Annotated in this window: 11 protein-coding genes and 1 pseudogene; 5 read left to right on the top strand and 7 right to left on the bottom strand. The window is 64.3% G+C overall.

Annotated elements, in window-relative coordinates; translation table 11 throughout:
* The first annotated feature begins 18 nt into the window (after nucleotides 1-18).
* Both AABD04_RS02255 and AABD04_RS02250 read left to right on the top strand, forming a co-directional pair.
* Nucleotides 19-876, top strand: a complete 858-nt coding sequence (locus AABD04_RS02255; protein ID WP_341440084.1) for a hypothetical protein — start codon at nucleotides 19-21, stop codon at nucleotides 874-876.
* Between the two features lie 78 nt (nucleotides 877-954).
* A complete protein-coding gene (locus AABD04_RS02250) occupies nucleotides 955-1,698 on the top strand; it encodes a queuosine precursor transporter (protein WP_341440083.1) in 744 nt (247 codons plus the stop codon).
* Between the two features lie 204 nt (nucleotides 1,699-1,902).
* Here AABD04_RS02250 and kynU read toward each other — a convergent pair whose 3' ends face one another.
* The 3 genes and pseudogenes from kynU to AABD04_RS02235 all read right to left on the bottom strand — a co-directional run bounded on the left by kynU (nucleotide 1,903) and on the right by AABD04_RS02235 (nucleotide 4,244).
* Nucleotides 1,903-3,114 carry a kynureninase gene (gene kynU, locus AABD04_RS02245; RefSeq protein WP_341440082.1) on the bottom strand — a complete coding sequence of 404 codons (1,212 nt, stop codon included), beginning with the start codon at nucleotides 3,112-3,114 and terminating at the stop codon, nucleotides 1,903-1,905.
* Nucleotides 3,111-3,236, bottom strand: a pseudogene (locus AABD04_RS02240) (tryptophan 2,3-dioxygenase); the annotation flags it as partial. The gene kynU and the pseudogene AABD04_RS02240, both read right to left, overlap by 4 nt.
* 48 nt (nucleotides 3,237-3,284) lie before the next feature.
* Complete coding sequence (locus AABD04_RS02235; protein WP_341440081.1) at nucleotides 3,285-4,244, bottom strand: aromatic alcohol reductase; 960 nt, start codon at nucleotides 4,242-4,244, stop codon at nucleotides 3,285-3,287.
* A 111-nt stretch (nucleotides 4,245-4,355) separates the two neighbouring features.
* Here AABD04_RS02235 and AABD04_RS02230 point away from each other — a divergent pair, with 111 nt between their 5' ends.
* The 3 genes from AABD04_RS02230 (at nucleotide 4,356) to AABD04_RS02220 (ending at nucleotide 6,105) form a co-directional block, all read left to right on the top strand.
* On the top strand, nucleotides 4,356-4,727 hold the full coding sequence (locus AABD04_RS02230; protein ID WP_341440080.1) for a MerR family transcriptional regulator: 372 nt from the start codon (nucleotides 4,356-4,358) through the stop codon (nucleotides 4,725-4,727).
* A 122-nt stretch (nucleotides 4,728-4,849) separates the two neighbouring features.
* Nucleotides 4,850-5,227, top strand: coding sequence for a BlaI/MecI/CopY family transcriptional regulator (locus tag AABD04_RS02225; RefSeq protein ID WP_341440079.1), 378 nt, complete (start codon nucleotides 4,850-4,852; stop codon nucleotides 5,225-5,227).
* Nucleotides 5,224-6,105 (top strand): M56 family metallopeptidase, encoded by an 882-nt coding sequence (locus AABD04_RS02220; RefSeq protein WP_341440078.1) that lies wholly within the window; start codon nucleotides 5,224-5,226, stop codon nucleotides 6,103-6,105. Before AABD04_RS02225 ends, AABD04_RS02220 begins: the two co-directional genes overlap by 4 nt.
* 2 nt (nucleotides 6,106-6,107) lie before the next feature.
* Here the strand turns inward: AABD04_RS02220 and AABD04_RS02215 are convergent, their stop codons facing one another.
* From AABD04_RS02215 to AABD04_RS02200, 4 genes are all read right to left on the bottom strand, one after another.
* Complete coding sequence (locus AABD04_RS02215) at nucleotides 6,108-6,827, bottom strand: VIT1/CCC1 transporter family protein (protein WP_341440077.1); 720 nt, start codon at nucleotides 6,825-6,827, stop codon at nucleotides 6,108-6,110.
* Nucleotides 6,820-7,296 carry a DUF2231 domain-containing protein gene (locus AABD04_RS02210; protein ID WP_243594297.1) on the bottom strand — a complete coding sequence of 159 codons (477 nt, stop codon included), beginning with the start codon at nucleotides 7,294-7,296 and terminating at the stop codon, nucleotides 6,820-6,822. The genes AABD04_RS02215 and AABD04_RS02210 overlap by 8 nt, the downstream gene beginning before the upstream one ends.
* 50 nt (nucleotides 7,297-7,346) lie before the next feature.
* On the bottom strand, nucleotides 7,347-11,771 hold the full coding sequence (locus AABD04_RS02205) for an amino acid adenylation domain-containing protein (protein ID WP_341440076.1): 4,425 nt from the start codon (nucleotides 11,769-11,771) through the stop codon (nucleotides 7,347-7,349).
* A gap of 110 nt (nucleotides 11,772-11,881) precedes the next feature.
* Nucleotides 11,882-12,058, bottom strand: coding sequence for a PIN domain-containing protein (locus AABD04_RS02200; RefSeq protein WP_341440075.1), 177 nt, complete (start codon nucleotides 12,056-12,058; stop codon nucleotides 11,882-11,884).
* Nucleotides 12,059-12,138: the final 80 nt, after the last annotated feature.

The raw sequence follows: 12,138 nt of genomic DNA, 5'->3' as shown, positions 1-12,138 counted from the left end.
CCGAGGGAGAAGGACACCATGACCTCAGGCGGCTACGACCCCGACAAGGATCCACAGAACCCCGGTGGTTATCCCCCGCCGCAGGGCGGCTACCCACCACCCGGTAACTACCCACCACCCGCGCAGGGCAACTACCCGCCACCCGGCAACTACCCGCCTCCTCCCGGCGACTACCCGCAGCAAGGCGGCTACCCACCACCCGGTGGCTACCCACCGCCCCCGCAGGGTAACTACCCGCCTCCTCCGGCGTTCGGTGAGTCACCTATGCCGACGCAGCTGTCCGTGGGAACGGCCATCGGCTACGCCTTCAACAAGTTCAAGGACAACGCCCTCGTCTGGGTCGGCATCGTCCTGATCGCCGCGATCATCCAGGGCGTCTTGAACGTCGTGTTGAGCTCCGACAACGTCGTCTTCAGCCTGATCTTCAGTGTTGTCGTCGGCGTCGTCGCGCTCCTCATTCAGGCGGCACTCGTCCGCGGCGCTCTGCACGAGGTGGACGGGATCAAGCCTGCATTCGGGTCCTTTTTCCAGTTCGGCAATGTTGCCGCCGTCATCATCGCCGGAATCCTCGTCGGCATTGCCACCAGCATCGGCTTCGTCCTGCTGATCATCCCCGGCATCGTCATCACGTTCTTCACGTGGTGGACCTTCCAGTTCGTCATCGACCGCGGTGACGAACCGATTCCCGCCATCAAGGCGAGCGCTCAGGCGATTGCCTCGAACGGTGGAACCCTTTTCGTGCTCGCACTCGCCCTGGTCGGCATCAACATTGTCGGCGCACTCCTGCTCGGCATCGGCCTGCTGGCCTCCATCCCGATCACGATCATCGCCGGCACCTACGCCTACCGCGTCACCGTGGGTGGCAACGTCGCCTGACCTGTAGTCACCCTCGATGGGCGCGCATCCCTCACCCGGGATTCGCGCCCATCGTCGTCTCGGTGCTTGGATCGAGCGGTGACTACTACCGAACCCACCGCCGCCAACAGCGGCACCGAGTCTGGGCAGGCCACGTTCGCTCACATCAGCCGGGGCTACTACCCCACCATCGTCGCGCTTTTCGTGGCGACGCTGCTGATCTCGAATGTGGCCGCCAGCAAAGGTGTCGCCTTCTTCGCCTCCTCCGACGTCATGCTCGGACCGCTGCAGATCCTGCCGATCAATACCGACGGCGCATTCTTCCTTTTCCCCCTCGCCTACATCCTCGGCGACGTCCTCAGCGAGGTCTACGGCTTCAAAGCCGCTCGCCGCGCGATCTACCTCGGTTTCGGCTCCCTGATCCTCACCTCGGTGTGCTTCTGGATCGCCATCGAACTTCCCGCCGCCTCGTTCTACGAGAACCAAGAGGCACTCGAAACCGTCGTCGGCGTCGTCCCCCGACTGGTACTCGCCGGCCTCGCCGGCTTTGCCGTCGGCCAGCTGCTCAACTCCTACGTCCTGGTCAAGATCAAGGAACGCACCAAGGAAAAGCACCTGTGGGCACGCCTGATCGGCTCGACCGTCGTCGGCGAATTCTTCGACACGCTGATCTTCTGCGCCATCGCCGCAGGCGTCATCGGCATCAGCACATGGACCGACTTCATCAACTACGTCGTCGTCGGATTCCTGTGGAAGACACTCGTCGAGGTCCTCGTCCTGCCCATCACCTACCGCGTCATCGCGTACATCAAGAAGCGCGAACCGTCGTACCAGAGCAGTTAGCTCGCAACCCATTCTCGACCGACCTCGAGGTAGCGCCCTCGCGCTGCCTCGAGGTGGCACCCCGAGTGCGTCCATCCAGACGACGACGTCGGCGATGGCGAACCCCCTCCGAGCAGACGAACGTAGGCCCCGAGCACCGTGGGCACCAACGAGGTGGCGCTGCCCGGACGAGAGTCGAAGTCGTCGAGGATGGCCCCGGCAGTGCTAGGCGCGGAGTTCGTCTCGGATCGCCACGATTCCGAGATACACCTCTTGGTAAGAAGTACTCAGTGGGCTCAATCCCAGTCGAATACCCTGCGGCGCGCGGTAATCCGGGATGACGCCCTTCTCCCACAGACGAGCGGTGATCGCCTTGAACTCGGGATGATCGATGGTGACGTGACCGCCGCGCCGATTCGAGTCCTCGGGTGAGGCAATTTCCACCCCGAGCGGTACCAGCATCTCGCGGGCGAGCTCGAGGGCGTATTCGGTGAGTGCGACGGACTTCGCGCGTATCGCGTCCATTCCCACCTCGGCGATCATCTCGATGGTGTCCTGCATCGCGATCATCCCGAACACCGACGGTGTGCCGCTGATGACGCGCTGAATCCCCTGTGCCGGAACGTAACCCTGCGCCATCTCGAACGGATCGGCGCGACCCATCCAGCCCCAGATCGGCTGGACGAAATCGCCCTGAAGATCACTGCGCACGTACGCGAAAGCCGGCGATCCGGGTCCTCCGTTGAGGTACTTGTACGTACACCCGACGGCCAGATCTACTCCCCAGGAATCGAGTTCGAGCGGTACCGATCCGACGGAATGACACACGTCCAGCAGCATCAGCGCGCCGGCCGCATGCGTGATGCGCGTCGCCTCGGCCACGTCGACGAGGAAGCCGGAACGGTAGGCGACGTGGGTGATCACCACCAAGGCGGTGTTCTCCCCCACCACCTCGGTGAGCTGTTCCGGTTCGATACCACCGCGGCGGTCCGTCTCGATCCATCGCAGGCTCATATTCAGCTCTGCTGCAATGCCTTCGAGCAGATAGCGATCGGTCGGAAAGTTGTCACGGTCGATGACGATCTCGGTGCGGCCCGGGCGCATGGCGATCGCCGCCCGTGCCAGCTTGTACAGCAGCACAGTCGTCGAATCGCCGATTGTGGTCTGCCCCGGCGCTGCCCCAAGGGTGGCGTCGGCCAATGCGTCGCCGATGGTGACGGGGAGATCGAACCACTGCTCGTCCCAGCCGCGGATGAGGCGGCCACCCCAGGCCTGCGTCATGAAGGTGTTGATCCGTTCGACGCTTGCCTTGGTGGGCCGGCCCAGCGAGTTTCCGTCGAGATACGCGGTGATCGACGGGTCGTCACTACCCAGGAACTTGTCGCGGTAGCTGCGCAGTGGATCCTTCTCGTCGAGTTCGAGTGCGCGTTCCGTCATCGTCCCATTTCCGTTCTCACAGGATGCAGTTCAGGGAAGAAGGCGAGTTCGAGTGCTTTCTGTAGAAATCCGACGCCACTCGAGCCTCCTGTCCCGCTCTTCGTTCCGATGGTACGGAGCACTGGTAGGCGGATGCCTGTTCGCCGTCCCGATCAGGTAATTCCGCAAAGTCATCGATGCGCCATGGTGGGGCGCTCGGCGAGGTTCTGTGCGACCCACTCGCGGAGCGTCGTGGTCGGGATCCCGTGCCGGGCATTGAACGTGTCGGCCTTGTCCCATGAGACACCGCGTCCCTGCGCGAAGACGGCGCGATACTTCCGGGTCATGTCGTCCGGGTCTGCACCGAGTTCTGCCATCAGGAGCGGTTCCGACCACACCCGGAGCGCGAACGGACGACCGAGGACTGCTTCGAGGGTCTCGGCGAGTTGGCCGTAGGTGATCGTGTCCCCGGCGACGAAGACGATCTCGTCACGGATGCGTGGCTCGGCGAAGAGGATCTCCGCGGTGAGCGCGCCGATGTCCTCCGGCGTGGTCACGGTCACTGCGGTGTCGACGGTCCCGAGGGCATTGACGGTGTCGTTCGGGAGGTCGACCATCCCGGAGCCGGCATCGAAAAGGTAGTTCATGAACATGCCGGTGGAGATGATCACCCACTCGGTGTCGTGCTGTGAACGGAGGAGATCCCGCACGTCGAGCTGGGAGTCGAAGATGTCCTGGGGGCTGCCCCGGCCGATGACGTCGAAGTCGACACCGAACTGCCACGGGAAGTATCGCGGAAGCTTCGCTTGCAAGGCCGCCTGCGCGACTTTCATCGGAGTGTCCAGTCCTGCAGTGATCCCGGTGCAGCCGATGACGGTGTCGTAGTCGGCGAAGACCGCAGCGAGGTCATCGACGCTGTTCTCGACCAGGTCTCCACGAACGATGCCTATCCCGAGTTCGCGGATCTCCGCGACGTCGTGCTGCTTGGCCGGGACGGTGGAGTCGATGGTGGTCCCACGGAGCAAGACATCGACGACGGATTCCGCGACGCCAGCTGCTCGACGGACGACGTTGCGTAGGACGGGCATGCCGAGTTCACCGGCTCCGATGACGAGGATCTTCCGTGACGGGCCATTCCAGTCGTTGGTCATGTGTTCCTTTCTTCGGCTCCTCGAGGATCGGGTGCCGAACACGCCTGCGACCATAAACGTTGACATCACTGTCAAGGTCAAATCGGTGGCCACCGACGGAAGGACCCCGGCATGAAAATCAGTGAGGCAGCGGATGCGATCGGAGCACCGGCACGGATGCTGCGGTACTACGAACAGCAGGGACTCATCGACGCTGCGCGGTCGGCAAACGGGTACCGCGATTACTCCGACGAGCAGATCGAGCACGCACGCCACGTGCGCGCGCTCGTCGAGGCAGGTCTTTCCACGCGCATGATCAAGATCGTCCTCGACATCGAAACTCCTGAGCCGGAGCGCTATTCGGCGATAGGTGGTCGCGCGGCTGCAGAGGAGCTCGCGCGTGAGTTGCGGGTGGTGGAGAACCGAATCGTGTGCCTCGAGAAAAGCCGCGATGCCGTCATCGGCTTCCTCCGTCGCACCGACCACGCAGACCTCCTTACCTAGACTGGAGGACCACGGCCGAGTCGCCCTGATCTGGACTCCGCGGTGGTCGACCTCGATTCGGGTGTCGATACCGCCGCCCGCTGAACTATCCTCGACGTAGTCGGATCGAGTGAGGAATCGAAGTGCGTAGAGCGTCAGGACAGTTGGAGGAGTCGATCCTCGAGCTGCTCGGCGAGCACACGGAACTCTCGGTGGCCCAGGCCCGCGAGCATCTGGACTCCGAGCTCGCCCACACCACGGTCATGACCGCATTGGTGCGCCTGCACGGCAAAGGCCTCGTCGATCGCGAGCGCCGCGGACGGTCCTTCGTCTACACCCTCAACGCCCCGGTCGACGAGATCCCCGCGCTTCGGGCCGCGATGCGGATGCGCACCGAACTCGACGCGAGAGCCGAACGAGCGGATGTGTTGGCCAACTTCGTGGCCGCACTCGATCCCGAGGACGAGGCGACGCTGCGCGAACTGCTGGCCAAGTCGGATGCAGCCGAGCACCACCCATGACCCTGCTCCTGATCGTCGCCGTCCTGCCGTGGGTGCTGTCGCTGATGCTGGGGTTCGGAGCCGATCAACTCGACCGTCGACTCAATCCGTCGACCGCCGTCGTCCTGTTGCCCATCCTGTCGATGGTCACCGCGTTTGCAGTGGCCGCATCTCTGGCCGCGGTTGCCGCGGTGCTACTGGCGTCAGGTGAGCGTGCCTGGATAGCGGTGGGAATCATCATCTCCGCGTGGATGTTATGGCGTGTGGTCGAGGTCGCCCGCCATGTTCGACGCGTCGTCGTCGGCGCGTCGATCGCATCCGAATTCGGTGACGAAGCGCGGGCGACGGGCGGCATCGTCGTGGTCGACTCCGACGTTCCCGACGCCTTTGCCGTCCCCTCCGGTGGAGGTGCCGTCGTGATCACCACCGGCCTCGCGGAGGCTTTGTCGGACAACGAGTTACGCGCCGTGGTCGAACACGAGCGCGCGCACCTACGGCACCGCCACAGCGTGTGGATCCAGATGTGCGAAGTCGCGGCTCGACTGGATCCGATTCTTCGGCCGGTTCCGTCCAAGGTCCGGCACGCCGCCGAGCGTCAGGCCGACGAGAGCGCAGCAACTCTCGGCCGTCGAGATACGTTGTCTGCCATTGCCAGGACTGCGTTGCTTCGCGCTCATCTCGCCCACGAGACCCACACTCTCGCCAGTACCGGCGGTGACGTCGTTCGCCGCGTGCAGGCCCTCAGCGAACCACCACGGCACCGTCCCGACCGCGGAATCGTCGCCGCCGGAGTGGTTCTCGTCCTCGCCTTCACCGTCATCTCGGTGGCAATGTTCGATGTCGTCCAGGATGTGGTGGCCCCCGAAACCGGAGAAGTCGCCACGTCGATTTTCCGCTGATCTCAAATACCCGCGACGCCCGCGAGTTGGCCGATCGCGTAGGTGACGGCCATCGCGATCGCACCACCGATCACTATTCGCGTCATTGCCGGCCGACCCGGCGCACCGCCGAGTCGCGCGCTGATACTTCCGGTCAAGGCGAGAGCCAGCAGCACCACGACGAACGTCACCGGGATACGCAGCGAAGCAGGCAACAACAGGATGGACAGCAACGGGAGCAGTGCCCCGCTGATGAACGACACCGCCGACGACGCAGCCGCCTGCCACGGATTGGTCAGCGCATCCGGGTCGATTCCCAGTTCGACGTCCACGTGCGCGGCAAACGGATCGTGTTCGGTGAGTTCGCGAGCGACGGTCTGCGCGGTGTCGGCCGACAGTCCCTTGGCCTCGTACAGTGCCGCGAGCTCGGCCAATTCCTGCTCGGGTTGCTCGTCGAGTTCGCGGCGTTCCTTGATCAACAGCGAACGCTCGGCGTCGCGTTGTGTACTCACCGAGACGTACTCCCCGAGAGCCATGGACACGGCTCCTGCGACAAGCCCGGCAACGCCCGCGGTCAGCAGCGATCCTCTGTCTGTGGTGGCGGCCGCGACACCGACGACCAGGCCGGCGGTGGACACGATGCCGTCGTTCGCACCGAGCACCCCGGCCCGCAACCAGTTCAGCCGACCGGACAGATCTCCGTGCGGTTCGTGCTCGTGCAGGCTCGGCTCTGGCTCACTCATCGCCGGCCGTCACCGATACGTCGTCCCACGCGGCGCGCGCGCCGGACTCACCGATTCTGTACACCTGGACGATTGTGGTCGCTCCGATCACCACTGCCAAGACCACCACCGCAATCGACTGCCACCGCACAGGCGCGTTGCCGCGACGCTCACGCAGATGCAGGAACACGAGCGCCGCGGCGACGACGACCAGACCGACGGAGAAGTAGATCATCCAGTCGCCGATCTCGGTGTGCTGTTCGACCGCCGCGGTCTCGGGGACGCGCTTCTCGAGCCACTCGCCCGCCTCGGTCGTCAGCGGAGTCAGCACCAGCGTGAACACCGCCAGGGCAGCGATGAGCCACACCAATCTGCTGCGCACTCCGGACCAGATACTGGCGGCGATGGCGAGCAACGCGGTCAACGGTGCCAGCACCACGATGAAGTGAACGAGCAGAATATGGGCCGGTAGACCGTTGAAGGTGGACATGAGTTCTCCCGCTGGCTTCGAAGTCGCGTGCACCTCACGCACAGAACATGCTACACACCATGTAGTAGTTGCGCCGACCGTTCGAGTGCTGCCAGGGCTCGCCATGCCGAGACGGGTGCTGCAACCATCGCATGCATTATCTGCTCGAGACGCTGCCCCAGTGCAACAACGGAATTCGCGTCGAACAATGCTGTGGGATAGACGATATCGATGTCCGTACCGATAGCGCCCCTGGGTCGTTCCGCGGGCTCCACTCCTGTCTTCCCTTCGCCGTCCCGACGTTCGGTGACGTGAAAATGAAGGTCGCACTTGGCGATATCGATCGGCCGCGGCGTGATCTCGAAGCGCACGTCCCCGACGTCGAAAGTCGCGGCATTGAAGACGTCCAACGACAGCGCCACCTGAAAGATCGGGTGCCGGCCATTCGTCGAGTCAGCAGCGAGGTCGGCGACGACATCCTCGAACGGCACCGATGCATGATCGAAGGCCCGTAGTTCGCTCGCACGTGCCACCTGCACAACGTCCTCGACCGTCGTGGCCGCGGCGATCTTTGTTCGAATGGCGACGGTGTTGGTGAAGGTTCCGACGAGTTGCTCGAGTCTCGGGTCGTCGCGACCGGCAACCGGGGTACCGATGACGATGTCGGTGGATTCCGTCGTCCGGGCGAGCAGAATCAACAGTGCTGCGCGCAGCACGGTGAATCGTCCAGTCCCGCAACGCTGTGCCAGATCGGTCATTCTCTCGGTGGTGTCTGCGTCGAACCGAAGCGACGTGCGAGCGCCGGAGAAGTCCCAGTCCTGTGTACGAGTGCGGTCCAACGGCAAGCCCCTCGAGCTGGGTATGTCTGCCAATTCCGCGCGCCAGAAGTCGAGATCGGCCGACACATCGCGGTCAGCGGCCCAGACGCTGTAATCGGCGTACTGCAAGGGTAATTCGAGCCACGACGGTGCGGTGCCGGCCATCCTGGCGTGATACGCCAATGCGAAATCCGACGCCAACAGACCCAGTGACCACCCGTCCGCTGCACTGTGGTGAACGGCGCACGCGAGAACGTGGTGATCGGGCGCTACTGCGAACAGTCGAGCTCGGATCGGGAACTCGGTGCGCACGTCGAAGGGATGCTCCAGCGTCTGCACCACCGCGGCGTCGTCGAAGTCGACAATATCCAGGTTCGGTACCGTCCTCGCCGAATCCGACTCGACAACCTGCACCGGAACACCGTCGACATCCGGGTAGCGCGTCCGCAGCATGCTGTGCCGATCGATCAGGTCGGTCATCGCCTGCACAGCTGCCGCTGCGTGGAACTCCCCGGAGATCGTGACCGTGAACGGCAGGTTGTACAGCGGGAGTTGCGCACTCCGATCGATGTGGCGTTGCTGCGGAGCGAGCGGAACTGCAACTACGCCCTCCGCTATTCCGCGTTCGGGCCGCGAATTCTGCTGCAGCCCAGTGAGTCGACGCTCGTCTATCCGTGCAGCCAAGGCCTGAACGGACGGCGCACCGGCGAGGTCGTGCACGCCGATGTCCACCGAAGCCTCGGCCCGCACCGACGACACAACACGGGTCGCCGCCAGCGAGTCGCCTCCGAGGTCGAAGAACGAGGCGGCGCAATCGATATCGTCCATTCCGAGCACGCGCGCGAACGCTACGGCCACCATCTCCTCGGTGGCACCGGACGGCTCTATCGCAGTACCGGTCTGTGGAGAGTCCAGGTCCGGAAGAGGAAGTGCGCCGCGGTCGACCTTTCGATTGATCGTCAGCGGAATCTCGTCGAGTATCGAGAGGGTCGCCGGCACCATGTGGGCAGGCAATCGCCCCATAAGCTCCCGGCGGATGTGCTCGGTGTCGAGCACGTGTTCGCTGCTCGCGGCAACGACGTACCCGTCGATACGCAGGTCGCCAGTCCGGCTGCGACGCAATGCCGATGCTGCCGCAGCCACCTCCGGATGCGCCCGCAGCGCTGCGTCGATCTCGCCCAACTCGACGCGATTTCCCCGGATCTTGATCTGATCGTCGGTGCGGCCGAGGAACTCGAGCGTACCGTCGCCGCGCGGACGCGCCCGATCTCCACTGCGGAACATCCGACTCCCGTTGCTGCCGAACGGGTTCGCGACGAAACGCGCCGCTGTGTCCGCGGTGCGGCCGAGATATCCGCGCGCGACGCCGGAAGTCTCGATGTAGATCTCGCCGACCGCGCCCAACGGAACGGGCCGCAGAGTGCGATCGAGAAGGTGAATCACCGCCCCCACCATGGCTCGTCCGATTCCGTCCGCGCTGCCCGGGTGCAGTGGCTCGGTCATCGTGACACTGCAGGTCGTCTCCGTGGGGCCGTAGGCGTTGAGCAGTCGTCGACCCACCGACCAGCGGTCGACCGCGTCCTGCGGTGCCGCCTCACCGCCGATGATGACAGTCCCGACACCTGCCAGCGCGGCAGGATCCAACGTCGCCAGAGCCGAGGGCGTGATCAGCAGATGGGTAATTGCCTGCTGAGCAATCACATCCGATAGTTCTGCGCCGCCGTAGCTATCCGGCGGTGCGATCACCACGGCCGCGCCCGCGGTTGCTGCAGCAAGCACCTCGACGATGGCGGTGTCGAATCCGGGTGAGGCGAGATGACAGACTCGTGACTCGACGTCGATGTCGTAGCTGCTCCGAATCTGTTGCACCAGAGCAGCGATGCCATCGTGAGTCACGACGACACCTTTGGGAGTGCCGGTGGAGCCGGAGGTGTAGATGACGTATGCCGCGTGGTGCGGTGTCGTCGACGCAGCTTCATCGTCCGGGCCTCCCTCCGCGAGAACATCATCGATGTTCACCCACTCCACCTCACCGATCTCTCCGCCGCCCGTGCACAGACCCAACACCGCCCCGCTGTCACGCAGAACGAAGTGTGCCCGCTCGAGGGGATGATTCGGGTCGACCGGAACGTACACCGCACCCACGCGTGCGATCGCCCAGAACGCAACGACCCCCTCGATAGACCGGCCGATGCGCACACCGACCCGGTCCTCCGTACCGATCCCTCGGGCAGTCAAGGAGGATGCGAGTGCGGAGACTCGTGCGGCCAGTTCTCCGTAGGTGATCGAGACGTCGGCGTCCTGGAGTGCAATTCGATTGCTGTGCTGTGTGATTGCCGTCGAGAACACCTCGTTCAGTGATCCCTGTTCCGTCGTGGTCGCGCCCACCGAGGCGGGCGTCGTTCGTGGCTCCTCGGGCAGGAACAGGTCGAGGTCTGCTACCGCGGTGTCCCCGCAGCCGGATTCGGCAAAACGGTCGAGAAAGTGCAGGAACCGTTCGTGGTGGCGGGCGAGGTCGCTCGGTGTGTACGCGGCAGGGTTGGCCTCGAAGTCGATGCGCGGACGCGCTCCGCCTCGACCGGGATAGATGTTGACGGCGAGATCCGACACGGGGCCTGTGGTCAGAATGTTGATCTCGCCGTCGAAGTCCCCGACGGCCACGGTGTTCGCGAACATCATCACGTTGATCGTCGGACCGAAACGCCCTGCGTGCAGGGCATTCCCACTCTCGGACACCGGCGGCCTGCTGCGCTGGTGTCGGAGCAGGCCTCCGACCGCCACCTCGGCCGACTTGATCACGTTGTTCACCGTCGCCGATCCGACGCCCGGCAACCGCAACGGCACCACATGCGACAACGACGATCCGGCCCGGCGCAGCATTGCCGTCGGCCGCGCAGAGACCGGCAGAGACAGATCGACGTCGTCCACATCGTTCATGCGCGAGAGGAAGGCAGCAAATGCCGCGATCACCACGGTCGACGTGGCATGACCCGGAGCGGCCGGAGAGATCGACCTATCCTCGCCGACGACGACCGGCACCGACGCGGGCCGAGCCGTCCGGCCGAGAGGCCCGGCATATCCCGGGTCGGTCGACTCCCAATGCGCTCGATCGCGTCGCGCGCGGGTGGAGGTGCGGTAGCGCTCGTCCTCGGCGAGAAGGGCTGCCGGAGTCGTCGGATCGATCCGTGGTGGCTCGACGCCGCCTTGCACCGCGGCATACAGGGCCGCGGCCCGCTCGAGCACCTTCATCGAGGCATAACCGTCGAGCGCGATGTGGTGGGCTCTGGTGTACCAGAAGACGCGATCGTCCCCGACGCGGAGGACCCGCAACCGCACCAGCTGTCCGTCCATCGAGAAGGGCGTCCGACAATCGTCGTTCATGCACTGCACGGCCGCATCGGCCGGACGGTCGTGTCCGCGGAAATCGAGGATCTCGATCCTTTCGGTCTCCCGAGGCTCGAATCGCTGCCTCGGACTGCCGTCGACCTCGATGATTCGCATCGTCGACGACGAGAACTCTCGATGCGCCCGAAGGCCGCACTCGACAAGCACGTCGACGTCCACAGCGCCGATGATGTCGACGTAGTACGCAATGGTGAAGGGCACGTCCGGCATGAACTGTTGGGCAATCCAGATGTCGGCCTGGGACGAACTCACAGGTAAGACGTCGTCGATCATGGTGGACCCCCATGGCGTTCTCAATTACTACATACTTTGTAGTACCAGAGTACGCGCCGACTGCGCGAGACTGATGCCGCGAATGGTGTGTGCCCGTGCGAGGCGGCCGCTCAACCTCCCAGCAGAGCCAAGTCCGGCGCTCCCGCATAGATGCCGTCCAGGCTCAGCAACGGCACCTCCTTCGAGATCGCGCATGCTGCGATCCAACGATCACCGGTGTGAATCTTGTCGTGCAGCGCATGGCCTACACGCCTGCATGCAGCGGTCAAAGACGCGTAAGCATCCACGACTCCACTGTCGATCGAAATCGTAGGAGCCGAGTCGAGCTTTGCCCGGGTGTCGATGTACAGGATGCTGAACACGTCGG

The organism is Rhodococcoides navarretei, assembly GCF_038069675.1.
Taxonomy (GTDB): Bacteria; Actinomycetota; Actinomycetes; order Mycobacteriales; family Mycobacteriaceae; genus Rhodococcoides; species Rhodococcoides navarretei.
Note: the sequence above shows the minus strand (reverse complement) of the source record. Positions and strands in the feature narration are given on the sequence as shown.

Excerpts from the sequence above, each read along its gene's own strand:
- AABD04_RS02230 (WP_341440080.1), top strand. The coding sequence starts at position 4,356 with ATGAAAATCAGTGAGGCAGCGGATGCGATCGGAGCACCGGCACGGATG.
- AABD04_RS02220 (WP_341440078.1), top strand. The coding sequence starts at position 5,224 with ATGACCCTGCTCCTGATCGTCGCCGTCCTGCCGTGGGTGCTGTCGCTG.
- AABD04_RS02210 (WP_243594297.1), bottom strand. The coding sequence starts at position 7,296 with ATGTCCACCTTCAACGGTCTACCGGCCCATATTCTGCTCGTTCACTTC.
- AABD04_RS02235 (WP_341440081.1), bottom strand. The coding sequence starts at position 4,244 with ATGACCAACGACTGGAATGGCCCGTCACGGAAGATCCTCGTCATCGGA.
- AABD04_RS02205 (WP_341440076.1), bottom strand. The coding sequence starts at position 11,771 with ATGATCGACGACGTCTTACCTGTGAGTTCGTCCCAGGCCGACATCTGG.
- AABD04_RS02255 (WP_341440084.1), top strand. The coding sequence starts at position 19 with ATGACCTCAGGCGGCTACGACCCCGACAAGGATCCACAGAACCCCGGT.
- kynU (WP_341440082.1), bottom strand. The coding sequence starts at position 3,114 with ATGACGGAACGCGCACTCGAACTCGACGAGAAGGATCCACTGCGCAGC.
- AABD04_RS02215 (WP_341440077.1), bottom strand. The coding sequence starts at position 6,827 with ATGAGTGAGCCAGAGCCGAGCCTGCACGAGCACGAACCGCACGGAGAT.